Here is a 23,137-nt window from a genome sequence, read left to right as displayed (position 1 = left end):
TCCGATGATTCCCAAACGCCTCTGGGACGACGTCGCGGACTTCACCCGGTCCGCCGTTGCAGACTTCGCGCCGACAAGCAGCGCCGAAGCCAGCAAAGCCCTGACCGCTGTGTCCCGGCTCGCCGTCTGGACGACGGAGACGGCCTGCCTCCCGCTCGAGCGAAGCATCGTCTTCAGCGGACGACACATCGAGACGTTCGCCGCACGCCAGTTGGGAGGCTTCTCTCCTGTCGTCGCGCGGGCAGAGCGCCTGCGCTTGCTCCGCATCGCCGGCGAGCTCCACTCGTTCGACCCGGTGCGCCGCGACGCAGGGAAGAAGCCGCGCCCGAATCCCTTTGCCCCGTATTCTTCGGCGGCGATGATTCGGTTCCGCAGTCAGGCCGCCACGCGGTCCACCGCGCTGCGCCGTCATAACTGGATGGTGCTGCTCGCCCTCGCCGCGGGCTGCGCCTTGACGACTGCCGAGATCGTGCACCTCAAGGTCGAGGACGTGGACTCCACAGCGGACGGCGTCCTCGTCACCGTGACGGGTGCAAGCCCGCGCACGGTCGTCTGCCTGGCCGACTGGGAGGACGACATTCGGCAACTCCTGCGGGGGCCGTTGGTCGTGGACTACCTGTTCGTGAAGGACGAGCGCCCCAACAACGCGGTCGCCTACGTGAAGAAGTTTCTGAACTCCACGGCGAAGGGCCGCGAGTTCCCGACCGTGGAGCGCCTGCGGTCCACGTGGATTGTGGGGCATCTCGAGGCCAGGACACCCATCGTCGCCCTCGCCGAAGCGCTCGGCGTCAAGACGTTCAGCACGTTCGAACGGCTCGCGCCGTTCGTGCGGATGCCCGAGGCCTCCGACCTGAAGGTCCTCTTCCGCGGGGAGCTGCGACCATGACGGCGACACCCGCGCCGCCGGTGTCTTCGACAGTCATGGAGCAGCTCCGACGGACGCTGCCCAAGCACGGATTCACCGGCAACGCCAGCCGCATATCCCACAGCCAGGTCGAGTTCATCGGCAAGCTCGTCGACGACTCCAAAGTCGCCGAGCAAATTGACGCCTGGCGAGCTGCGGACCGGGTGAAGACTGCGCCGGGCGGACGTCAGAGTGTCGCCAGCACCCGCACGGTGCTCATCCTTTTCCTGCTGCTCAGCACCGAGCGCAGCGCCCTGTTCGTCAAGGAGATGGCGACCATCGCTTCCGACCGGTTGAGCGGGAAGTCCCTGCGACACCTCGACCTGTGGGGCAAGAGGGAGTCCGCCAAGGGCTGGTACTTCCCGCTCTGGCGGGCCCTGCACCGAGCTCTGGACGCCATCGACCCGAAGCCGGGCAAGCAGTGGAAGTTCTCAACCCCTGAACAATACGAAGAAACGCTGCGACACCGTATCGAGGCCAACAGCGAGGTCAAACAGGCGCGCCTGGACTGGGTGTGCAACGCCTTGATTGAAGCCACCCTCCAGCTCGTGCCCGAAGCGGCCCGTAGCCAGTGGCAGGGCGATCTCTGCGTGGACGCCACCGTCGTTCCCGCCTACGGGAAGCGCGGCGCTCCACGGTCCAAGACGCACGTGGCCATTGAGTCCGACGCAGGCTGGTACCGCCGTACCAGCAGTCACAAGGAGACCAACGACTCGACGAAGTCGGTGAAGTCCGTGTTCGGCTGGGACCTGACCATCGCCGTGCAGACCAACCACGACCCCAAGACCCTCCCCGGGTACCCGCTCCTCGTCGCGGGCATCGGCTTTAACATCCCGGGGACAGCGCTCATCCGCACCGCGCGCCACATCTTCGAGAGCGTCGCCGAGAGAGGGCACCCCGCGGGCCGCGCCACCGGCGACCGCGGGTACTTCGCTTTCGCGAAGACCGAGGAACTGCACATGCCACTTCGCAAGCTCGGCTACCTTGTCGTCACCGACTACCTCGACCTCCAGCTTGGCCTCAAGAACGGCTATGCAGGTTCCATCCAGGTCGAGGGCGCCTTGTACTGCCCGTCAATGCCCGAAGGCCTCATCAACGCGACCCTCCTCTACCGTGCGAAGGAAATCAACGCCGCCACCTGGCGGAAACGTATCGTGGAACGCCGCCAGTACATGCTGCGCCCCAAGGAGAAGCCCGACGCCAAGGGACGCGTCCCGATGATGTGCCCAGCCCGAGGGCCCGGCGCAACCGTCAGCTGCCCGCTCGTCGAGAACGGTTGCGCCAAGGTCGACGACGCACTGACGACCATCTATAACCCGCCCGTCAAGCCCGACACAATCTGCACTAATGCTACCTCGGTGAGCGTCCCGTTCGAGGTCGGCGCGAAGCTCGCCCAGCACTATCAGTACGGCAGCAACGAGTGGCAGGAAATCTACTCCCACGACCGCAACACCATCGAAGGCGCCAACGGCTTCCTCAAAGACAGCTCCCACGAAGCCATCGGCGACTCCAGCCGGCGACGCGTCCGCGGCTCCACCGCCCAATACCTACTCGTGAGCATCCTCGTCGTCGCCGGCAACCTCCGGAAACTGCAAAAGTTCCGCGACGACATGCTCCGGCCCGAGACCGACGACGAACGCGCCGACCGCAAGGCACGGAAACTCCTGCTCCGGAAGAGGCGCAAGAACCGCAAGGACAAGCGCGTCGCCGCCTGGGACGACTTCCAGACGTCACCAGCCAAGACCTAGGCCCGGCCCGGGTCCACCGACACTTTCACTCGCAATACACGGCGCTCCAGCACGCTCGAAAACACCTCTTCGAGTCCGCTGGGGCGCTTTTTCGTGCCCGAATGGCCTTTGCGTGGTGAGTCGGCTTCGCCGTGAGGCAACCTAAGCGCCAGGAATGACGAAAGGCCCCCGATTTCTCGGGGGCCTTTCTTGTCCGACCGGGTTTCGCAAATAGATTCAACCTATTTGGCAATCAACCCGCTGTGCGCGAGGGGGGACTTGAACCCCCACGTCCTTTCGAACACTGGCACCTGAAGCCAGCGCGTCTGCCAATTCCGCCACTCGCGCGAACTTAGAGAGGCTAGCACTATTCAGGGTGCGAATGCCATTCGTGGAGCCGCCGGGCGGGGCGGGGCGGAAGGACGCGCGCAGCATCCGCCCCGTTTGCCGTCTCGTGACCCTCTCGGACGCGAGGCATGGGAGACTGCCCCCTGGCCGGACTGAAACCGACCCACCTCCGTGCCCATAGCCGCCTCCCGTAGGATGACAATTCCGGTTCCATGTGCCCGGCGGGCGAGTTAACACGCGAGGCAAGTAACATGCTGATAGCCGAAAGGATCGGATCGGGAGACCTGTGGGCATTCTGGATAACTTTGAAAAGGGCCTTGAGCGCGCCGTAAACGGCGCATTTGCCAAGACCTTCAAGTCGGGACTACAGCCGGTGGAGATCACCTCCGCGCTGCGTCGCGAACTGGACACCAAGGCAGCGGTGGTGTCCCGCGACCGCATCCTCGCGCCCAATCGCTTCACCGTCCGCATGAGCCACACCGACTTCCAGCGAATGACCAACCTCGGACCGGCACTCATCGACGAGCTCACCGACCTGGTCCAGCAGCACGGCAACGAGCAGCGCTATCAGTTCGCCGGCGGCATCGCGATCAGCCTCTCCGACGACCGCGGCCTCAGCGAGGGAATGGTCCAGATCGACTCGTCCACCGTCAAGGGCAGCGTCACCTGGACGCCCGTCGTCGATGTCGGCGGCAAGCGGTACCCGCTCCGCAAGTCGACCACGGTCATCGGTCGTGGCACGGATGCCGACATCACCATCGACGACACCGGCACCTCCCGCCGCCACGTCGAGATCACCTGGGATGGCGCCCGTGCGCAGGTGCGCGACCTCGGCTCCACGAATGGATCCCAGCTCAACGGAGTCGCCGTCAAGCAGGCGATCCTCGAACCGGATTCGGTCATCACCATCGGCCGCACCCGCATCGTCTTCCGGGTGCTCGCCCAGGCCCACGCGGATGCCCCCGCTGCCGACAAGCGCTCCGACCTGCCGGCCGCACCGCACGAGCGCCACGACATGGGCGGATTCTGGGGGCCCTCCGCATGAATGTCAGCGAGCTGACCCTGCTCGTCCTGCGGCTCGGTTTCCTTCTCATGCTCTGGCTCTTCATCTTCGGCATCGTCTATGCCCTCCGCAGCGACCTCTTCGGCCAGAGGGTCCGCAAGCAGCCCAAGGACGGCGCCCCCGCCGTGGCGTCCGCCGGACTCGCCGCTTCATTCCCGTCGGCCGTACCGGCCGCGGCTCCGGTAATGCAGGGCGGTCCCGCCTTCGTCCAGCCGCCGGCGGCATCCCCTTCAGCACCGACGGAACAGTTCTCGGCGCAAGCCGCGAAGAATGACCTCGGCCCCGGCGACAAGGCCACCGCCCAGAACGCGACCAGGCTAGTGATTACCTCCGGCCCGAAGGCCGGCACCGAATTCCCGTTGACCGTGGATTCGGTCACGATCGGTCGCTCCGCCGATTCAAGCCTCGTCATTCGCGACGACTACACGTCGACCCACCATGCCCGGCTGATGCTGTGGAATGACAAGTGGATGATCCAGGATCTCGATTCGACAAACGGCACCTTCCTCGCGGGCGTACGCCTTGCGGTTCCGACTCCTGTCCCCTTGAACACCACCGTCAAGATCGGCGCGACCAGCTTCGAGCTTCGGCGGTAGGTCCATGGCGACAGTCAGTCACAGCGCGGCCGCGTCCCACGTTGGAAAGATCCGGTCCAACAACCAGGACTCCGGTTACTCCGGCCAGCACCTGTTCCTCGTGGCAGACGGCATGGGCGGGCACGCGGGCGGCGACGTTGCCTCCGCGATCGCGACCAAGCGCATCATCGAGGCCGACCGGGACTACCAGAGCCCGCAGGACGCCGAATTCGCGCTCCAGGCCGCCCTCATCGCGGCAAACTCGCTCCTCGCGGAGACGGTCTACGAGCACACTGAGCTGACCGGAATGGGCACGACCGTCAGCGCCCTGATCGTGCTCAACGACGAGGTCGCGATCGCCCACATCGGCGACTCACGCATCTACCTGCTGCGCCAGGGCGAGCTCTCCCAGATCACGATCGACCACACCTTCGTGCAACGCCTCGTCGACAGTGGCCGCATCACCGAGCAGGAGGCGATGGTGCACCCGCGCCGCTCGGTCCTCATGCGCGTGCTCGGCGACGTCGAGGCCGCCCCCGAGATCGACACCTCGATCCTCGCGACCTTCGCCGGCGACCGCTGGCTGATCTGCTCTGACGGACTGAGTGGCGTCGTCTCCAACACGAGCATCGCGGCCGCACTCTCGAGCGATCTCGACCCGCAGGACGTCGCGGATCGACTCGTCAAGGAGAGCCTCGACGGCGGAGCCCCTGACAATGTCACGATCGTCGTCGTCGACATCGGCGCGCCGGGCGAACGCATCGACACCCCCATCGTCGTCGGGTCGGCTTCCGCACCGCTGGCCTTCGGGGAGGAACCCGGACGCAGCCGTGCCCTGCGGATGTCGAGCCTGCGCCTGCACCCCGTTCGCGAGACCCACTTCGAACCCGACTCCCAGGACTACCTCACCGAACTCATCGAGGAGGATGCCCGCCGCGCCCGCCGCCGCAAGGCCACCTGGCTCGCCGGCGTTATCCTGCTCATCGTCGCCCTCGTCGGCGGCGGAATCCTCGGCTACCAGTGGACACAGACGCGGTACTACGTAGGCGTTGAGGGCAGCACGGTCGCGATCTTCCGCGGCGTGCAACAGGACCTCGGGCCCATCTCCCTCCACTCCGTTTACGAGGAGACCCCGCTCCAGGTCACCGACCTGCGGGTCTACGACCGGCAGCAGGTCGAGCAGACCATCAGCGCAGCTTCGCTCGATGAGGCCCGCCTCGTGATCGAGCGCCTGACGAAGGCGAAGAATGAGTAACGCGCGGGCAACGGATGCCCCCACGCGCGCTCCGAAGTCCAAGCCAGGGAGCAAGCGGCGACTGCACCTGCCGCAGAAGATGCGGAACGTCGAACTGTTCCTGCTCATCGTCGCGTGCGGAATCAACGCCTCGGCCGTCGTGCTCGTCCAGCTCGGGGCGCTCGGGCACATCGATACGACCCTCGTCGTGCTGGGCGCAGGGTTGTCCGGCCTCGTGCTCTGCCTGCACATCGTCCTGCGCTTCGTGGCGCGGGACGCCGACCCGTTCATCCTGCCGATCGCCACGCTCCTGAATGGCATCGGCATTGCGATGATCTACCGCATCGACATCGCCAACGGAGACGCCGGCTGGAACAGTGCCGCGGTTCGCCAGACCGTATGGAGCGGCCTGGCGATCGCCTGCGCGATCACGGTGATGCTCGTCATCCGCAACCACCGGGTGCTCTTCCGCTACACCTACGTGTCCGGGTTCGTCGCGGTCGTCCTGCTCCTCCTCCCGCTCGTCCCCGGCCTCGGCCGCGAGGTCAGCGGTGCCAGGGTCTGGATCGGCATCGGCTCCTTCGCAACTTTCCAGCCCGGTGAAATTGCAAAGATCGCCCTCGCGATCTTCTTCGCCGGCTATCTGGTCCGCAACCGGGACAGCCTGTCGATGGTCGGCCGCCGGGTGCTCTGGATGAAGTTCCCGCGGCTGCGCGACCTCGGTCCGATCCTGGTGCTCTGGGCCCTCTCGATGTCGGTCATTATCTTCCAGCGCGACCTCGGAACGGCGCTCCTCTACTTCGGTCTTTTCTTAGTCATGCTCTACATCGCGACCGGCCGGCTCAGCTGGGTCCTGCTCGGCATGACCCTCTTCATCGGCGGCGCGATCATCGCCAGCCAGACCCTCGACTACGTGCACGGCCGGTTCCAGAACTGGCTCGATGCGCTCAACCCCGACGTCTACAACGCAGACGGCGGCAGCTACCAGCTCGTCCAGGGCCTGTTCGGGCTTGCCAAGGGCGGGCTTCTCGGCACCGGCCTCGGCCAGGGACGCCCTGAAATCACCCCGGTTCCGCAGAGCGACTACATCATCGCGAGCCTCGGAGAGGAACTCGGCCTCGCCGGGCTGTTCGCGATCCTGGCCCTGTACCTGCTCTTCGTGGCCCGCGGCATCCGCATCGGCTTCGCCGGCAACGACGACTTCGGCAAGCTCCTCGGCGTCGGGCTCTCCTTCGTCGTCGCCCTGCAGTGCTTCATCGTGATCGGCGGTGTCACCAGGGTCATTCCGCTCACGGGGCTCACGACACCCTTCCTCGCGGCCGGCGGGTCATCGCTCGTCGCCAACTGGATCATCGTCGCGCTCCTGCTTCGCCTGTCCGACACCATCCGCAACCAACCCAGGCTGGTGGTCTGATGAATCGCGAACTCAAGCGCGTCAGCATTGTCGTCATGCTGATGTTCGTCGCCCTGCTCAGCTCGACGACGATCATCCAGGTATTCCAGGCCGAAAGCCTGTCCGCAGACTCCCGCAATACCCGCACGCTCTACGACAGCTACATGGTCGAGCGCGGCGCCATCCTTGTTGCCGGCACCCCGATCGCACAGTCGGTCCCGACCGATGACAACTACAAGTACCTGCGCACGTACAGCAAGGCCGCGCTCTACGCCCCTGTCACGGGGTTCCTGCCCATCAACGGCGCGGCCACCGGGCTCGAGCGCGCGCTCAACGGCGAGCTCAGCGGCACCTCGGACTCCCAGTTCTTCGACCAGATGAACTCCCTCGTCACCGGGCAGGTCTCCAAGGGCGCCTCGGTCGAGGTCACGATCGACCCTGGCGCCCAGCAGGCCGCCTGGGATGCCCTCGGGAACCTCACCGGTGCCGTCATCGTCACCGAGCCGAAGACCGGCCGGATCCTGGCCATGGTGTCCAAGCCGAGCTACGACCCGAACCTGCTCGCCGTGCACGACAACGAGGCCGTCGCCGGCACGTACCAGAGCCTCGTGAGCGACCCGGGTAACCCCCTCATCAACCGGTCCATCGATGCGCTCAACCCTCCAGGCTCCGTCTTCAAGCTCGTCGTCGCATCCGCTGCCATCGAATCGGGCAAGTTCACCCCCGACAGCGCTTTCCCGAACCTGGCGACCTTCACGCTGCCGGGCAGCTCGTCGATCGTGATCAATTCCGGTGGCGGCACCTGCGGCAGCGGAGACACGGTCACGATCGCCACTGCGCTGCGCCTGTCCTGCAACATCCCCATGGCCGAGCTCGGGCTGCAGCTCGGGTCGACGGCCATCCGGGAGATGGCCGAGAAGTACGGGTTCAACACGAGCTACTCGGTTCCCCTCGACGTCGCGACGAGCGTGTACCCCACGGTCCTCGACGACGCGCAGACAGCACTCTCGGCATTCGGGCAGTTTGAAGTGCGCGCAACCCCCCTGCAGATGGCGATGGTGTCGGCGACGATCGCAAACGGCGGTGTCCAGATGGCGCCGAACCTGGTGGAGGAAATCATCGCCCCCAATCTCAGCCCTCTCGAAAGCTTTACGCCAAAGACAGTGAAACAGGTGATCAGCGCCGCAACCGCGGCCACGATGACCCAGATGATGGTCAATGACGTCGCGGATGGCGCGGCGAGCAATGCAAGAATAGACGGGGTCAACGTGGCGGGAAAAACGGGTACGGCCGAGAACGGAACTGGCGAGCCATACACACTCTGGTTCACCGGTTTTGCTCCCGCAGGAGATCCAAAATACGCGATCACCGTCCTCGTCGAGGATGGCGGAGGTCTTGGCCAGAAGGGGTACGGCAATTTGCTCGCCGCACCCGTTGCAAAGCAGGTACTAGAGGCGGTGCTGAACAAATGAGACCCACAGCAGGGCTCACCTTCGGGGGACGCTACGAACTGAAGTCCCGGATCGCCATCGGCGGAATGGGCGAGGTCTGGCAGTCCGTCGACCTCGTAATCGGTCGTACCGTTGCAATCAAGATCTTGAAAGACGAGTACCTCGGTGACCCGGGCTTCCTCGAGCGCTTCCGCGCCGAGGCCCGTCACGCCGCTCTCGTCAACCACGAAGGCATCGCCAATGTCTTCGACTACGGCGAAGAAGACGGAAGCGCGTTCCTCGTCATGGAACTCGTACCAGGCGAAGCCCTGTCGACGATCCTCGAGCGCGAGCACGTCCTGCCGACCGACAAGGTCCTCGATATCGTCGCTCAGACGGCATCCGCACTGCACGCCGCGCACGCCGCGGGACTGGTGCACCGGGACATCAAGCCAGGGAACCTGCTGATCACCCCCGACGGCCGCGTCAAGATCACCGACTTCGGCATCGCCCGCATCGCGGACCAGGTTCCACTGACCGCGACCGGCCAGGTCATGGGCACCGTGCAGTACCTCTCGCCCGAACAGGCGAGCGGTCGCTCGGCGTCGCCGACGACCGACATCTACTCACTGGGGATCGTGGCATACGAGTGCCTCGCCGGACGCCGCCCGTTCACGGGCGAGTCCCAGGTGGCCATCGCGATGGCGCAGATCAACGAGATCGCCCCTGACCTGCCCGACACCGTCTCCGAGCCGGTCCGCAACCTCGTCATCTCCTGCCTCGCGAAGAACCCGGCGGATCGCCCGGCATCCGCGGCCCACCTCGCGAGGGCCGCGACCGCCCTGCGCCGCGGTGATGTCGCACTCGCGGCCGCTTCCGTTCCTGCCGTTATGAACGGGGTCACCCCCACCATGGCGACCATGCTCATGCCCGGTGCCGGCGCGAACGCGCAGGCAACCACGCTGCTTCCCTCCGGGCTGCCGCCCGTCACGCGTGCGTCAGCGGCAGCGGCGGAGGCCGAGGAGGCCGCGAAGAAGAAGCGGAGCCCCTGGACCTGGCCTCTCATCGCCCTGATCGCACTGCTGGCCCTTGTTCTCATCGGTGGCATTGTCGCGTTCGTTTCCCAGCAGAACAGCGGAAGCACCCCCGTGACGACGTCGACAACGTCGAGCACTCCGACGCCGACTCCCTCGAAGACGCCGAGAGCCACTCCGACGCCCACGCCGACGCCAACCCCGACCCCGACGCCCACCACAGCGGAGGTAACCGAGTCCGATTTCATCGGTAAGACGAGCGCGGAGGCTCGCAAGATGCTCGCTGACATGGGCTTCGTCGCCGACGTCGCAACGGGCAAGGCCTCGGTCGACCCGGCCACCCAGGTCGCGGACACGGTCTACTCGGTCAACCCGACCGGCCCGGTGAAGAAGGGCGAGAAGATCACGGTCACGGTCTACGCTCCGGCCGTCGTGCCCGACGCCCCGAGCGCCGCTCCGACGACAACCACGACCACCGTCGCCAGCGGTAAGACGGTGACCTACACCTGGGTCGCGCAGTCGTGCCCCACTGGCCAGACCCTGGCCGGGTACAAGCTCGAGGTCACGGGCGGCACGGTGCAATCCGCGAACCCGACGGGCGCCGATGTCACCACGGCGACCGTCGTCGCCGGCCCGGTCGGATCGATGACCGTCAAGTACCTGTACTACTGCGGACAGGTCGCCTCAGCCTGGTCGCCGTCCTCTACCGCGGTGCCGATCACCGCTGCGACCCCGTAAGACTGACGCAGGGACGTCAGCTAAAATAGCCAAGATCCGCGCAACCAGGGTTGCCTCAGCCGGGGCGATGTCCGGAGCCGAATGGTCGACAAGAGTGGGAGTGAGTCTGTGAGTGATGAAGGCCGCCTGCTCGCAGGTCGCTATCGAGTGGGGGCACTCATTGGTCGCGGCGGCATGTCCGACGTGCATATCGGCACCGACGCGCGGCTCGGCCGCACGGTTGCGATCAAGCTCCTGAAGTCGTCCCTCGCGGCCGATCCCGCCTTCCGCACCCGCTTCCGCCAGGAGGCCCAGGCCGCGGCGCGAATGGCGCACCCCACGATCGTGCGTGTCTTCGACGCCGGCGAGGAGACCGTCGGAGAACCCGGCGGCCTCGAATCGCAGATTCCGTTCATCGTGATGGAATTCGTCGACGGACGCCTGCTCAAGGACATCATCCGCGAAGGCCCGGTCCAGGCCACCGAGGCCGTGCGCATCATCGACGGCGTACTGACGGCGCTCGAGTACTCGCACCGCGCGGGTGTCGTGCACCGCGACATCAAGCCCGGCAACATCATGATCACCAAGACCGGCCAGGTGAAGGTGATGGACTTCGGCATCGCCAGGGCCATCTCGGATTCCTCGACGACGGTCGCCCAGACCACGGCGATCCTCGGCACGGCCTCGTATTTCTCCCCGGAGCAGGCCAAGGGCGAATCCGTCGACGCACGCACGGACCTGTACTCCACCGGCGTCGTCCTCTTCGAGATGCTCACCGGCCGCGCGCCCTTCCGCGGCGACACGCCGGTCGCCGTCGCCTACCAGCACGTCAGCGAGACACCGGTCGCCCCCAGCTCGATCAACCCCAAGGTTTCCCCGGCACTCGACGTCGTCGTGATGCGCGCCCTTGAGAAGGACCGTTTCGCCCGGTACCAGAGCGCCGTCGAATTCCGAACGGATGTCGAGATCGCCGGCTCCGGCGTGATCCCGCTGCACCGCCCCGTCGATGAGGCCACCGCGAGCCTTTTCGGCGCACCGCCCACGGCGACCTCCGGATCGGAGCTCGCGCTCAAACAACTCGCCGAGGACGCCACAATGGTGCGCACCCAGCGACGGCCCCCGGTCATCTGGATCTGGGCCGGCATCCTCAGCGTGATCGTGATCGTGCTTTCCGTGATGATCTGGGCCTTCAGCCTCACCCCCAGCAGCGACCTCCCGGACAACTCCCGGAAGGTGCCCTCGTTGGTCGGCCAGAGCTACGAGACCGCCCAGAACACCCTCATCGAGTCCGACCTCGCTGCCACGATGGCCCAGGAGGCCAGCGCAACGGTCCCCAAGGACAAGGTCACCCGCACAGACCCGCCCGCTGGAACGATTGCCCAACCGACCGATGTGATCAAGGTCTACGTATCAACGGGTCCGCAGCCCGTGACGGTGCCCGATGTCACGAACCTGCCGATCGCCGACGCCCAGGCCGCGATCAGTGCTCTCGGGCTCCTGCCAGGGTCGATCACCAAGGAGAACTCTGCGACGATCGCGCCCAACCTTGTGCTGCGCACCGACCCGGCACTGTCGGCCAGTACCCAGACCGGCGACACCGTCGATCTCTTCATCTCCAGCGGCCTCGTCACCCTGCCGAACCTCGTCGGCCAGTCTCTGACAGCCGCGAGTGAGCTGTTGCAGGGCGCGTCAGTACAGCTCGTGCCCATGCCGACCCCGGACACGACCTGTGCCAGTCAGCCGGGCTCTCCGGTCACCAAGCAATCCCAGGCCCCCGGCGACGTGCAACAGAAATCCGAAGTCGCGCTCACCTACTGCGCCAAGTAGTTCCACCCTCCCGCAGGAGCGCGGAAGCTGGTGAGTGTGGCTAACTCAGGAAATCGTTGTGGCTGGGTGGAATCGGCAGCACTGGTCCGCGGGCCGGTGCGGCCCGCCCTGGCGAATCTCCTGAGTTAGCCACCGAAGACTCGGCGTACTCGTCATCGGATCGGCCTTACGATTTCGGTGAGATGGAGTCGAGTTTGAGTTTGGATTCCTTGGCCTCTGCGATTTCGCGGGCCTGAACTCGAGCGCGAGCTTTCTTCGCGCGTGCTTCGGCCATCGCGAGTTGGGCTTTGGGCGCCCAGAGGCTGCTGAGGAGGATCTCACCGTCCGCGTTGGCCGTTTTGTCATAGGTAGCTCGGTAGGTGCGAGGTGGGTGGCCGTCGTGCTTGCTGAGGAAGTCGCGGATGTCGCTGGCGTAGTCGGTGGCGGTGTCCACGCGAAGGCGCGCCAAGCGCATGAGAATCAGGACATTGTTCAGTCGGGCTCGGTTCCTGAACACGAATGCGCGGGGTCGGATCATCGCCCGGATCTCTCGCAAGGGTTGTTCGACGGCGCTGTTGGAGTAGACGGGTGGGATCCGTGAGCGCCCCTGTGTCTGTCCTCGCATCCAGGTGACGTTCCTGGCGAGCCAGCTGTTCGTCAGCAGCAGTCGTGGCCGGCTGGTGATTTCAGCCTCGAACGCGTCCCACTTCTCTCGCGAGGTGAAGGCTCCATGAAAGAGGGTCCGGACGGGGTCGTCGGAGTCGAGTTTGTCGCTTTTGAACGCGGCCAGGGCTCGCTCGCTGAGGTGGTGTTCGCAGTGGTGGACAAGGTTCACGGCGGCCCATTGTCCCCAGTGGACGTTGATGGCGCCGATGATGGCGACGTCCTGATCGCAGACGATTGAGTCTGGTTTCCCGGGCAAAGAGCTGAGGAATTCCGCCCACGCTGCGGTGTCGCTGGAGGGTGAGGCTTCGAGTTTCCAGAGTCGGCCGTTTTTCCCGTCCTTGTCGTATCCATACGCGGCCAGGATGAAGAAGAGCGCCAGGCTCTTGGTCGTCAACGGGTCGGTCCAGCTGAACGTCGACGAGTCCAGCACTAGCACTGCAGGCCACCGTGTCTGCTCGTGGCGGGCGGCGACGGCCGGAACGAAGTCGGCCATCCAGTCCGCGACGGTCTGGCCGTTGATGACATCTTTGCGTTCGCCCGTCTTCCCGATGTTCGCTCGGGCCCGGACCCGCAGTGCGGCGTCGGTATAGGTCTGGCCGCGGCCGATGTCCACGAGCGCACCGGCGATCTCCCGCACCAGGTACTCGCCCTCGGCCGGAGCGACGGGCCCAACATGAGGTGCGATATGGTTCTCGCACTCCACGCAGGTTGAGTCAACCGTGATCGTTCGACTCATTACTCCGAGAAATCGGTGATAGGACCCGTCCGGGAGCACGCAGCGCCAACGCTGCTTGGGCCGTCCGCCCTCACGTTGGATTCCATCTCGGACGATACGGACGCTTTCGTGGCCGCGGGGACAAATGACGGCCTTCGCGCTCACGGCCGGCCGGTTTCAATCACCGGAACAGGCTATGCGCATCTCACCGAAATCGTAAGGCCGCTTCAGGTCTGAAACTCACGATGAGAAGCCCAAAATTATGTGAGTAAGTCTCGAATTCCTGTCCGATTCGCGGTAGAATCGGGGTATGGCAGGAGCTTCAGATCCCCAGTCACACACCCCGCAGACACCCCGTTCCGGGGCCGATGGGGATCAGCCCACCGTGAGCGTTGAGTCGGCCCATGCGGTTGCGGTTGCCGTGGGTTTCGAGGGCGCTGACGGTCTGGCCGGGTCGGTGCCGTCGGTTCATGCGGATGCTGTCGCCCGGCTCGCCGAGGCGCGTTCGGCTCTCGCAGACGCACTGGCGGCCATCCCGGTGGGCTTGCTCAGCGATGCGGAAGCGGTCACGACACTGAAAGAAGTGGAGGCCATCGGGCGGACGGTGGATGCGGCCCGGGTGAATACGGCGACGGATGTGGACCGGCGGGCGCGGGTGCTGGGCCGGGAAGGCCTGGCGTGGAAGATGGGTTGCCGGGGCCCGTGGGATGTGTTGACCCGGGTGACGCGGGTGTCGGGGCGGGAAGTGAAGCGGCGCATCAAGCTCGGGGACGCGGTGTTGCCCCGCCGGGCGGGGTTGGCGGTGTTGCCGCCGTTGTTCCCGGTGGTGGGGGCCGCGTTGACCGCGGGGGACATCGGGGTGGAAGCGGCCGAGCTGATCACGACGGGGCTCGGGTCGGTCAGTCACCGGGCGGTCCCGGCGGAGGTCGAGGTCGCCGAGCGTGCCCTGGTCGCCACGGCGGCCGGGTGGATCACCCCGGAGACCGAGATCCTCGCCGGCGCCGGGGTGCCTGCGGCGACGGACCTGGTCCGGGGCATGGTCGCGCAGTGGCAGGCGGCCCTGGACCCCGACGGGGTGCTCCCGCAGGAGGACGTGTTCGAGGCGAAGTCCAACATCGGCTTCGGACAACTCAAGAACGGCTTGTATCCGGTGAAGGGTGGGGTGACACCGGAACTGTTCGGGGTGATGAACACCCTCTTCGACGCCTTCCTGAGCTTCCACGCCCGCCCGGCGTTCCCTACCGCCGAGGAACAGGCGCTCATGGATTCGGGGCAGTTGATTCCCGGCGCCGAGTCAGCGGGCACCGGCACCGACACGGGCCCGGAGCTTGACGTGATCGAAGCGGCGCTGCGGGAGCGGCGCGCGGACACCCGCACGGGCGGGGAGAAACGCGCCGACATCCTCCGGGCCTTGTTCGAACACGCGGCCCGCGACACGGACACGCCCAGCATGGGCGGGTCGGCGCCGACGGTGATGGTGCACGTGAACGCGGCCGACCTCGCCTCCGGGGTCGGGGTCGGGTGGATCGACGGGGTCGAAGCGCCGGTGTCGCTCAAGACGGTGCGTCAGCGGATCTGTGACGGTGGCTTCCAAGGGGTCCTGTTCGGGGCGAACAACCAAGTCCTCAAGCTTGGTCCGGAACGGCGCTACTTCAACCGGGCCCAACGCCGGGCCATCACCGCCCGGGACGGCGGCTGCATCATCCCCGGCTGCAAAGCCCCGGCGCACTGGGCCGAAGTGCACCACGTGAAGCCGTGGGCCACCGGCGGCCCAACGAACGTGGACAACGGGGTGCTCCTGTGCTGGTTCCACCACCACACCATCGACACCTCGGGGTGGGAGATCCGGATGGTGAAAGGCTCACCGCAAGTGCGGGCCCCCGGGTTGATCGACCCGCACCGGCTCTGGCGGCCACCGAACCGACACCGCGCCCACCAGGTCCTCACCGGACCACCCAACCGCGACTGACCGGGCGCGACCACCCAGCGTCGAAACGTTGAACCGTCGAAACGAACACTCTAACGGAGCGACCGTGGCCCCTCGCTTCGGAGCACAGCCGTGCGGACTAACCCTAGGAAAGCTTGAGTATGGGGTGGAGTCCTCGCGCGGTCTCCTGAGCCTCTGGCAGGCCGGTGAGGGCCAGCCAGTTGGCAAGCATGAGGTAGCCGCCCTCGGTCAGGACCGATTCCGGGTGGAACTGCACGCCGAGAATCGGAGCGGATGAGTGCCGCAGCCCCATGATCACGCCGCCGGCCGTGCGCGAGGTCACGACGAGGTCGCTCGGAACGGTGGAATCGACGACGGCGAGCGAGTGGTACCGGGTCGCCGTGAAGGGCTGCGGAACGCCCGCGTAGAAAGCGCTGTCGTCGTGCGTGACCTGGCTCGTCTTGCCGTGCATGAGCTCCTCGGCGTTCGTCACCGTGGCCCCGAAGGCTTCAGCGATCGCCTGGTGCCCCAGGCACACGCCGAAGAGCGGCGAGCCGGCCTCGAACGCGGCCAGCACGACTGCAATGGACACTCCCGCGTCGGCAGGCTTCCCCGGCCCCGGCGAGAGCAGCACACCGTCGAACTCGGCGATGCGCGCTGCGGCATCCTCCGGCGCGAACGCGTCGTTTCGCACGACCTCGGTCTCAGCTCCGAGCTCCATCAGGTAGCCGTTGAGGGTGTAGACGAAGCTGTCGTAGTTGTCGATGACGAGTATGCGGGTCATGGGGTGCCGACCGTCGATTCCTGGCTGTTGACGATGGTGTCCACCCACGGGAAAACCCACGTGGCGAGGACGAAGAGGACAAGAGCGATGAGCACCAGCACCTGGAGGATGCGGAGCCAGAGCGGGCCGGGGAGGACCCGCCACAGTGCTGCGTACATATGAGCCTCCTAGCCCGCGGCCTGGGCTGCGATGATGGCGGCGAGTTCCGCGGGCGGGCCGGCCGTGATGGGCTGCCAGGAATCGAAGACGCCGTAGGCGATGATGCGTTCCGCCGTCGAATAGAGCGGATTGCAACTCGTGAGGGTAATGATGCGATCGGTCGCGGTCGCCCCCGGTGCGTGCGGGACGGCGGCGAGCACGCCGACGTCGGTCGGTTGCACGTATTCCAGGTCACGGAACCGATATGTGTAGTACCCGTCGGCCGTCTGCACGAAAATGGGGTCGCCGAGCTGCAGCTCGTTGATCAGGTGCATGCCGCCGCCGTTGGCGCTGCGGTGTGCCGCCACGACGAAGTTCCCGACCTCGCCGGGCATCTGAGTGCCGGGGTAGTGCCCGATACCGAGGCGTGGGCTGTTGAGCACGTTGTGGCCGACGCCCTCAGCGATGGTGCGCGAGTACGCGGAGCCATAGCGGGGCACGTACAGCACGGCGAACGGCTGCGCCTCCGCGGGGGCGACGCTGACGACGGGAGTCCCGAAGCCCGGCGTCTGGACGGGAACGGCCCTCGGCGTGTTCGTGGCGGTCGGCGTTGGCGTCGCGCTGGCCGCCTGCGCGTCGCCGATCCACTGCTGGCTGATCTGGTTGGCCGCGCTCGCTTGTTCCCCGGCAACGACGAGGTCGTTCCACCACAGTTGCCAGGCGATGAAAAGGAAGACGAGCACGCCTCCCGTGATGAGCACTTCACCGATGACACCGATCACGCTCACCGGCCTGCGGCGCCGGGAAGCGCGCCGCTCGCGGCGACTCTCCGTTTGCGCAGCGGGCGGGGTGGCGTCGGACATGGTTCCGATTCTAATCGGCAGTGGTGGCCGGCAGGCCCTGGAGAGGTCGCCTGATGGGCAATGGCGCTAGAATCGCAGGCATGGCACGAACGAATCCCCGCACCAAGCCCGCCCGCACCGAGGTCGTTCGCTCTGGCGAGGACGCCCCGAACGCCGTCTGGTTCAAACCAGTCATGTTCGGCTTCATGCTCATCGGACTGGCGTGGATCATCGTCTTCTACGTGAGCCAGGGCACCCTGCCGATCGCCGGCCTCGGCTCCTGGAACATCCTCGTTGGATTCGGGATCGCCTTCGTCGGCTTCCTGATGACGACCCGCTGGCGTTAACCTCTCGGCTACCCCCTTTTAGGGGCCAATTACACCGGTGTAATTATCCCCAGTTGTGGACAGACCTGTGGATAACTTTCAGCCCAGGAACTTGACGAAACTCAGGGCGACGAGCACGATCGCGAAGCCAGCGACAAGCAAGTTCTGCAGCGACTGGTGCTTGCTGCGCCGGGTCTGCACGTAGATCAGGCCGAGGATCGCCCCGCCGATCAGGCCGCCGACATGCGCCTGCCAGGCAACATTGAGGTTCGGCAGGAAGCCGATCACGAGGTTGATTCCGACCAGGATCAGCAATTGTGTTGAGTTGCCCCCGAGGCGCCTCTGGATCACCAGGAACGCGCCCATCAGGCCGAAGATGGCACCGGACGCCCCGACGACCGGTGTGAGCGGACCAGCGAGGAACAGCACCCCGAGCGAACCCGCGAGACCACTCAGAAGGTACAGGACGAGGAATCGACCGCGGCCGAGCATCCCCTCGAGGATCTGGCCGAATATCCACAGTGTGTACATGTTGAGAAGCACGTGGAAGATGAAGCTGGTCGAGTGGACGAAGACACTGGTGAGCATTCGCCAGGGCTCGAAACTGCCGGGGTACGAATAGATGCCCGCATAGAGCAATGCGCTCGTCACGTCGAATCCGGGGACGAGCTGCAGCAGGAACACCGCGAAGGTGACCCCGATGATGCCGTACGTGACGACCGGCCCACGGCTTGAGGAGATGCGGGTCAGCAGGGCCGGGCGGGTGCGCGGGGCGTTCTGCCGCTGCTCCTTCATGCACTCGGGGCAGATTACGCCGACGGCGGCCTGTGTCTGGCACTCCGGGCAGATGGTGCGCCCGCAACGCTGACAGAGAATGAAACTTTGCCTGCCCGGATGCCGATAGCAGAAATTGGCTGCGGATCCGGGCAGGTCAGTCATTCGAAGTGGGCCTAGACCTGCTCGACGGTGACGGACTCGATGACGACCTCGGTGAGGGGACGGTCACGGCCATCGGTCGGCACGGTGGCAAGCTTCGCGACGATGGCGCGGGAGGCTTCGTCCTCGACGGCGCCGAAGATGGTGTGCTTGCCCTGCAGCCACGTGGTCGGGACGACCGTGATGAAGAACTGCGACCCGTTGGTGCCGCGGCCACCCTGGATGCCGGCGTTGGCCATCGCGAAGACGTACGGCTGGGTGAAGTCGAGGTCGGGGCTGATCTCGTCGTCGAACTGGAAGCCGGGGCCACCGGTGCCCTGGCCGAGCGGGTCGCCGGCCTGGATCATGAAGTCCTTGATGATGCGGTGGAAGACGGTGCCGTCATAGAGGGGGGTCTTCGAGACCTTGCCAGTGCCGGGGTGCTTCCATTCGATCTCGCCGGTGGCGAGGCCCACGAAGTTCTTCACCGTCTTCGGCGCGTGGTTGCCGAAGAGGTTGACCTTGATCGGTCCGAGCGATGTATTGAGCGTTGCGACGGCGGTGTGCTTTGACATGGGGTCAATTCTTGCACAGGCGCGAAGACAGATCCTGACCGTCCACGCCATCCGAAGCCCTCTTGCGGTATTGCGTGGCAAGATGGATGGTGTTCGCCACATGACATCGATGGAGGGTCCAGATGAGCCTGTCACGCAAGCGCCGCAAGGAACTTACGAAGCTGCGCAAGAGCGCAGACGAGTTGTGGAACCACCAGCAGGAGGTTCTCGATCGGGCAAACGTGCTCGCACGTGATGCCGCACACCAGGCGGGGGTGCTCACCCGCGAGGAAGTCGTTCCCCGTGTCCGCGACAGCTACGACCAGTTGGTACGCCCGAAGATCCAGGCAACCCAGGATCTCGCAGAGGATGTGCGCAGCCAGGTCGTCACGAAGGTGCTTCCCGGCATCGGCACTGCTATCGGCACCGTCATGAGCGTCGGAGACGTCGCCAGGGATGCCCGCGTTCGTGCGGCCCTCAGCCGCCTGCACTTCCAGCAGCCCGTTGTGATCGAGAAGAAGGGCCCGGGGGCCGGCGCATACATCGCGCTCGGTGTCGCCCTGGCCGCCGCCGCAGGAGTCGCGTACGCCGTCTGGCAGACGTTCCGCGCCGATGACGAGCTCTGGGTCGCCGACGACGAGCCCAAGAACGAAACGTCCGTCGAGTCGTAACAGACAGAGACACACAGAAGGCCCGCATCCACTGGATGCGGGCCTTCTGTCATTCTCGTGCAGTAGTCATTCTCGTGCAGATTGTGGAGCCACGGGGAATCGAACCCCGGACCTCCTGCTTGCAAAGCAGGCGCTCTACCAATTGAGCTATGGCCCCGTACATTCACGGGGGTGATGGCCGGAACGGCCGGTACGTCTTATAACTGCTACTGCATAGAACTGCGACTGCGTGAAACTGTAACTGCGTGGGGATACCGGGATTTGAACCTGGGACCTCTTCATTATCAGTGAAGCGCTCTAACCAACTGAGCTATATCCCCCTTATTGGGCAGATTTGAGACTACCGGAAACCTCCGGTTTCTCCCAATCGAGCAGCCGATTCGATTCGGATGCTGCCCGATTGGGAGCGGCGGTGACGCGGGTGACGCGGGTGGAGAAGGTCGAGCTAGTTATTCGTGAAGCCGACGAGCAGTCCGCCGGTGATCTTCACGCTCAGGTTGTACAGCACGGCGTAAACGGCACCCAGGGCCGTGATGACGACCGTGTTCAGCACCGCCACGACGACAGCGAAGCCCATGACATTGCCGATGGACAGGATGCTGGCCAGATCGGAGGAAGACCCCGCGATATCGGCGTACAGTGCGTCGATCTTGCCGAAGATCCCGGTGCCGTTGAGCACCGTGAAAATCAGGAAGGTCGCGACGATGGTCACGATGCCGAGGCACAGGGCGATTAGGAACGACAGCTTCACCGCCGACCAGAAGTCGATGTACACCAGCTTGAGCCGCACCTGCTTGGTTGTCACAGTGGGCCTCCGGCCGGACTTCTTGGCAAGTTTCTCAGCAACACTACTCATCTAACGGTTCTTCCTCTCCCGAATCGCTCTCCGGCTCGTCCGCAGTTTCCTCGACGATCAGGTTACGTTCGGAGTTCTTCGCAATGGCGATGATCCGGTCTTCTTCCGCAAACTTAGCGAAGACGACGCCCATCGTGTCCCGTCCCTTGGCAGGGACTTCTGCGACGTCAGAGCGTACCACCTTGCCACTGGCAAGGACCACGAGTACTTCGTCCTCATCATCCACGATAAGGGACCCGACGAGGTCCCCGCGATCATCGTTGAGTTTGGCGACCTTGATACCGAGTCCGCCACGGTTCTGCAGGCGGTATTGATCGGCCGCGGTGCGCTTGGCGTATCCGCCCTCCGTCACGACGAACACGTAGCCGTCGTCGGAGACAACGGAGGCGTCGAGAAGCCGGTCATCACCGCGGAAGTGCATCCCGATCACGCCGGAGGTGCTGCGGCCCATCGGCCGGAGGGCTTCATCGCTCGCTGTGAACCGGATCGACATGCCCTTCCTGGAGACGAGCAGCAGGTCCGAGTCTTCCTCGACGAGCAGCGCGGAGACGAGCTCGTCGCCCTCGCGCAGCTTGATCGCGATGATTCCGCCGGTACGGTTCGTGTCGTACTCGCTCAGGGCCGTCTTCTTGATCAGGCCGTCGCGAGTGGCGAGCGTGAGGTACTGGGCCGCCCCATAGTCGCGGATGTCGAGGATCTGCGCGATCTCCTCGCCCGGCTGAAGTGCGAGCAGGTTGGCAACGTGCTGGCCCTTCGCGTCGCGACCGGATTCCTGGGCCTCGTACGCCTTCGCGCGATAGACCCGGCCGGTGTTCGTGAAGAACAGCAGCCAGTGGTGGGTGGTCGTGACGAAGAAGTGTTCCACGACGTCGTCCGCGCGCAGCTGGGCGCCCTTGACGCCCTTGCCGCCACGGTGCTGGTTACGGTAGTTGTCGCTGCGAGTGCGCTTGATGTAGCCGCCCCGCGTGACGGTGACCACCATCTCCTCTTCGGGGATGAGGTCTTCGACCGACATGTCGCCGTCGAAGCCGAACATGATCTCAGTCCGCCGGTCGTCGCCGAATTTCGTGGTGATCTCGGTGAGTTCGTCGCTGATGATCGTGCGCTGGCGCTCCGGGCTCGCGAGGATCGACTGGAACTCGACGATCTGCAGCTCGAGTTCGGCGGCCTGGTCGATGATCCTCTGACGTTCCAGGGCCGCGAGGCGGCGCAGCTGCATGGTCAGGATGGCGTCGGCCTGGAGCTTGTCCACGTCCAGGAGGTCCATCAGGCCGGTGCGGGCGTCGTCGACGGTCGGAGACCGTCGGATGAGCGCGATCACCTCGTCGAGGGCGTCGAGGGCCTTGAGATACCCGCGAAGGATGTGAGCATCCGCTTCGGCCTTGTTGAGCCGGAACTGCGTGCGCCGCACGATGACGTCGACCTGGTGGTCGACCCAGGCGGAGACGAAACCATCGAGGGGCAGCGTGCGGGGTACACCGTCGACGATCGCGAGCATGTTCGCGCCGAAGTTCTCCTGCAGCGGGGTGTGCTTGTAGAGGTTGTTCAGGACGACCTTCGCGACCGCGTCGCGCTTGAGCACGATCACGAGGCGCTGGCCGGTGCGGCCGGAGGTCTCATCGCGGATGTCGGCGATGCCGCCGATCTTGCCGTCCTTGACGAGGTCGGCGATCTTGATCGCGAGGTTGTCCGGGTTGACCTGGTACGGCAGCTCGGTGATCACGAGGCAGGTGCGACCCTGGAGCTCTTCGATGCTGACGACGGCCCGCATCGTGATGGACCCGCGACCGGTGCGATAGGCATCCTGGATGCCCTTGATCCCGAGGATCTGGGCGCCGGTGGGGAAGTCTGGTCCCTTGATCCGCTGGATGAGGGCTTCCAGAAGCTCCTCGCGGGTCGCGTCCGGGTTCTGCAGGTACCAGAGGGCGCCGGCGGACACCTCGCGCAGGTTGTGCGGCGGGATGTTGGTGGCCATGCCGACCGCGATGCCGACCGAACCGTTGACGAGCAGGTTCGGGAAGCGCGAGGGGAGCACGGTGGGTTCGAGCGTGCGGCCGTCGTAGTTGTCCTGGAAGTCGACGGTGTCCTCGTCGATGTCGCGCACCATTTCGAGGGCGAGCGGGGCCATCTTCGTCTCGGTGTACCGCGGGGCGGCAGCGCCGTCGTTTCCGGGGGAGCCGAAGTTTCCCTGCCCCAGGGCGAGCGGGTACCGCAGGCTCCAAGGCTGCACCAGACGGACGAGGGCATCGTAGATGGAGGAGTCACCGTGGGGGTGGAACTGGCCCATCACGTCGCCGACGACGCGCGCGCACTTGCTGAAAGCCTTGTCCGGGCGGTAGCCGCCGTCGAACATGGCGTAGATCACGCGGCGGTGCACGGGCTTCATGCCGTCGCGCACGTCGGGAAGCGCACGCCCGACGATGACGCTCATGGCGTAGTCGAGATAGGAACGCTGCATCTCGAGCTGCAGGTCGACCTGGTCGATCTTGCCGTGCTGCTCCAGATGAGCCGC

General features: G+C 65.5%; 20 protein-coding genes and 3 tRNA genes. 12 read left to right on the top strand and 11 right to left on the bottom strand.

The annotated features are described in order from the left end of the window. The first annotated feature begins 4 nt into the window (after nucleotides 1–4). Together RCH22_RS16325 and RCH22_RS16320 are read left to right on the top strand one after the other, a co-directional pair. The gene (locus RCH22_RS16325) at nucleotides 5–886 is read left to right on the top strand and encodes a hypothetical protein (protein WP_322138501.1); all 882 of its coding nucleotides are present in this window, start codon (nucleotides 5–7) and stop codon (nucleotides 884–886) included. After that, nucleotides 883–2,652 carry a hypothetical protein gene (locus RCH22_RS16320; protein ID WP_322138502.1) on the top strand — a complete coding sequence of 590 codons (1,770 nt, stop codon included), beginning with the start codon at nucleotides 883–885 and terminating at the stop codon, nucleotides 2,650–2,652. The genes RCH22_RS16325 and RCH22_RS16320 overlap by 4 nt, the downstream gene beginning before the upstream one ends. Nucleotides 2,653–2,895: 243 nt before the next feature. Here the strand turns inward: RCH22_RS16320 and RCH22_RS16315 are convergent. After that, nucleotides 2,896–2,979: transfer RNA gene (locus RCH22_RS16315), tRNA-Leu, on the bottom strand. Nucleotides 2,980–3,265: 286 nt separating this feature from the next. Between RCH22_RS16315 and RCH22_RS16310 the strand changes: the two genes are divergently transcribed. From RCH22_RS16310 to pknB, 7 genes are all read left to right on the top strand, one after another. Further along, nucleotides 3,266–4,024: a DUF3662 and FHA domain-containing protein gene (locus tag RCH22_RS16310; protein ID WP_327014719.1), complete on the top strand. Its 759-nt coding sequence runs from the start codon at nucleotides 3,266–3,268 to the stop codon at nucleotides 4,022–4,024. After that, nucleotides 4,021–4,638 (top strand): FHA domain-containing protein, encoded by a 618-nt coding sequence (locus RCH22_RS16305; protein ID WP_327014718.1) that lies wholly within the window; start codon nucleotides 4,021–4,023, stop codon nucleotides 4,636–4,638. The genes RCH22_RS16310 and RCH22_RS16305 overlap by 4 nt, the downstream gene beginning before the upstream one ends. A 4-nt stretch (nucleotides 4,639–4,642) precedes the next feature. After that, nucleotides 4,643–5,872 carry a PP2C family serine/threonine-protein phosphatase gene (locus RCH22_RS16300; RefSeq protein WP_327014717.1) on the top strand — a complete coding sequence of 410 codons (1,230 nt, stop codon included), beginning with the start codon at nucleotides 4,643–4,645 and terminating at the stop codon, nucleotides 5,870–5,872. Next, on the top strand, nucleotides 5,865–7,265 hold the full coding sequence (locus RCH22_RS16295; RefSeq protein ID WP_327014716.1) for an FtsW/RodA/SpoVE family cell cycle protein: 1,401 nt from the start codon (nucleotides 5,865–5,867) through the stop codon (nucleotides 7,263–7,265). Before RCH22_RS16300 ends, RCH22_RS16295 begins: the two co-directional genes overlap by 8 nt. Next, complete coding sequence (locus RCH22_RS16290; RefSeq protein WP_327014715.1) at nucleotides 7,265–8,716, top strand: penicillin-binding protein 2; 1,452 nt, start codon at nucleotides 7,265–7,267, stop codon at nucleotides 8,714–8,716. Before RCH22_RS16295 ends, RCH22_RS16290 begins: the two co-directional genes overlap by 1 nt. Next, the gene (locus RCH22_RS16285; protein ID WP_327014714.1) at nucleotides 8,713–10,446 is read left to right on the top strand and encodes a protein kinase; all 1,734 of its coding nucleotides are present in this window, start codon (nucleotides 8,713–8,715) and stop codon (nucleotides 10,444–10,446) included. The genes RCH22_RS16290 and RCH22_RS16285 overlap by 4 nt, the downstream gene beginning before the upstream one ends. A gap of 108 nt (nucleotides 10,447–10,554) precedes the next feature. Then, nucleotides 10,555–12,252, top strand: coding sequence for a Stk1 family PASTA domain-containing Ser/Thr kinase (gene pknB, locus RCH22_RS16280; RefSeq protein WP_327014713.1), 1,698 nt, complete (start codon nucleotides 10,555–10,557; stop codon nucleotides 12,250–12,252). Between the two features lie 166 nt (nucleotides 12,253–12,418). Here pknB and RCH22_RS16275 read toward each other — a convergent pair whose 3' ends face one another. After that, the gene (locus RCH22_RS16275) at nucleotides 12,419–13,633 is read right to left on the bottom strand and encodes a hypothetical protein (protein ID WP_327014712.1); all 1,215 of its coding nucleotides are present in this window, start codon (nucleotides 13,631–13,633) and stop codon (nucleotides 12,419–12,421) included. Between the two features lie 289 nt (nucleotides 13,634–13,922). On the opposite strand from RCH22_RS16275, the gene RCH22_RS16270 reads away from it, so the two are divergent. Continuing rightward, nucleotides 13,923–15,581, top strand: coding sequence for a DUF222 domain-containing protein (locus tag RCH22_RS16270; protein WP_327014711.1), 1,659 nt, complete (start codon nucleotides 13,923–13,925; stop codon nucleotides 15,579–15,581). A 103-nt stretch (nucleotides 15,582–15,684) separates the two neighbouring features. Here the strand turns inward: RCH22_RS16270 and RCH22_RS16265 are convergent, their stop codons facing one another. The 3 genes from RCH22_RS16265 to RCH22_RS16255 are packed head-to-tail and all read right to left on the bottom strand — an operon-like array spanning nucleotide 15,685 to nucleotide 17,324. Next, complete coding sequence (locus RCH22_RS16265) at nucleotides 15,685–16,323, bottom strand: gamma-glutamyl-gamma-aminobutyrate hydrolase family protein (RefSeq protein ID WP_327014710.1); 639 nt, start codon at nucleotides 16,321–16,323, stop codon at nucleotides 15,685–15,687. Beyond that, nucleotides 16,320–16,481: a hypothetical protein gene (locus tag RCH22_RS16260; protein ID WP_166787341.1), complete on the bottom strand. Its 162-nt coding sequence runs from the start codon at nucleotides 16,479–16,481 to the stop codon at nucleotides 16,320–16,322. Before RCH22_RS16260 ends, RCH22_RS16265 begins: the two co-directional genes overlap by 4 nt. Before the next feature lie 9 nt (nucleotides 16,482–16,490). Further along, nucleotides 16,491–17,324, bottom strand: a complete 834-nt coding sequence (locus RCH22_RS16255; protein ID WP_327014709.1) for a class E sortase — start codon at nucleotides 17,322–17,324, stop codon at nucleotides 16,491–16,493. An 80-nt stretch (nucleotides 17,325–17,404) separates the two neighbouring features. Between RCH22_RS16255 and RCH22_RS16250 the strand changes: the two genes are divergently transcribed. Next, nucleotides 17,405–17,650 carry a cell division protein CrgA gene (locus RCH22_RS16250; RefSeq protein ID WP_134448576.1) on the top strand — a complete coding sequence of 82 codons (246 nt, stop codon included), beginning with the start codon at nucleotides 17,405–17,407 and terminating at the stop codon, nucleotides 17,648–17,650. 78 nt (nucleotides 17,651–17,728) lie between these two features. Here the strand turns inward: RCH22_RS16250 and RCH22_RS16245 are convergent, their stop codons facing one another. Both RCH22_RS16245 and RCH22_RS16240 read right to left on the bottom strand, forming a co-directional pair. Continuing rightward, nucleotides 17,729–18,424 carry a rhomboid family intramembrane serine protease gene (locus RCH22_RS16245; RefSeq protein WP_327014708.1) on the bottom strand — a complete coding sequence of 232 codons (696 nt, stop codon included), beginning with the start codon at nucleotides 18,422–18,424 and terminating at the stop codon, nucleotides 17,729–17,731. Nucleotides 18,425–18,579: 155 nt separating this feature from the next. Then, nucleotides 18,580–19,119, bottom strand: a complete 540-nt coding sequence (locus tag RCH22_RS16240; protein WP_134448572.1) for a peptidylprolyl isomerase — start codon at nucleotides 19,117–19,119, stop codon at nucleotides 18,580–18,582. Nucleotides 19,120–19,241: 122 nt separating this feature from the next. Here RCH22_RS16240 and RCH22_RS16235 point away from each other — a divergent pair, with 122 nt between their 5' ends. After that, nucleotides 19,242–19,769 carry a hypothetical protein gene (locus RCH22_RS16235; RefSeq protein ID WP_327014707.1) on the top strand — a complete coding sequence of 176 codons (528 nt, stop codon included), beginning with the start codon at nucleotides 19,242–19,244 and terminating at the stop codon, nucleotides 19,767–19,769. Between the two features lie 84 nt (nucleotides 19,770–19,853). On the opposite strand, the gene RCH22_RS16230 is transcribed toward RCH22_RS16235, so the two are convergent. From RCH22_RS16230 to gyrA, 4 genes are all read right to left on the bottom strand, one after another. Continuing rightward, nucleotides 19,854–19,926: transfer RNA gene (locus tag RCH22_RS16230), tRNA-Ala, on the bottom strand. A gap of 89 nt (nucleotides 19,927–20,015) precedes the next feature. Beyond that, nucleotides 20,016–20,089, bottom strand: a tRNA-Ile gene (locus RCH22_RS16225). 125 nt (nucleotides 20,090–20,214) lie between these two features. Next, nucleotides 20,215–20,625, bottom strand: coding sequence for a DUF3566 domain-containing protein (locus tag RCH22_RS16220; protein WP_134448568.1), 411 nt, complete (start codon nucleotides 20,623–20,625; stop codon nucleotides 20,215–20,217). Beyond that, complete coding sequence (gyrA, locus tag RCH22_RS16215) at nucleotides 20,618–23,128, bottom strand: DNA gyrase subunit A (protein ID WP_327015554.1); 2,511 nt, start codon at nucleotides 23,126–23,128, stop codon at nucleotides 20,618–20,620. The genes RCH22_RS16220 and gyrA overlap by 8 nt, the downstream gene beginning before the upstream one ends. Nucleotides 23,129–23,137 lie beyond the last annotated feature (9 nt).

Source organism: Cryobacterium sp. GrIS_2_6 (assembly GCF_035984545.1).
In the GTDB taxonomy this organism is placed as follows: Bacteria; Actinomycetota; Actinomycetes; order Actinomycetales; family Microbacteriaceae; genus Cryobacterium.
This window is presented reverse-complemented; position numbering and strand designations above follow the sequence as displayed.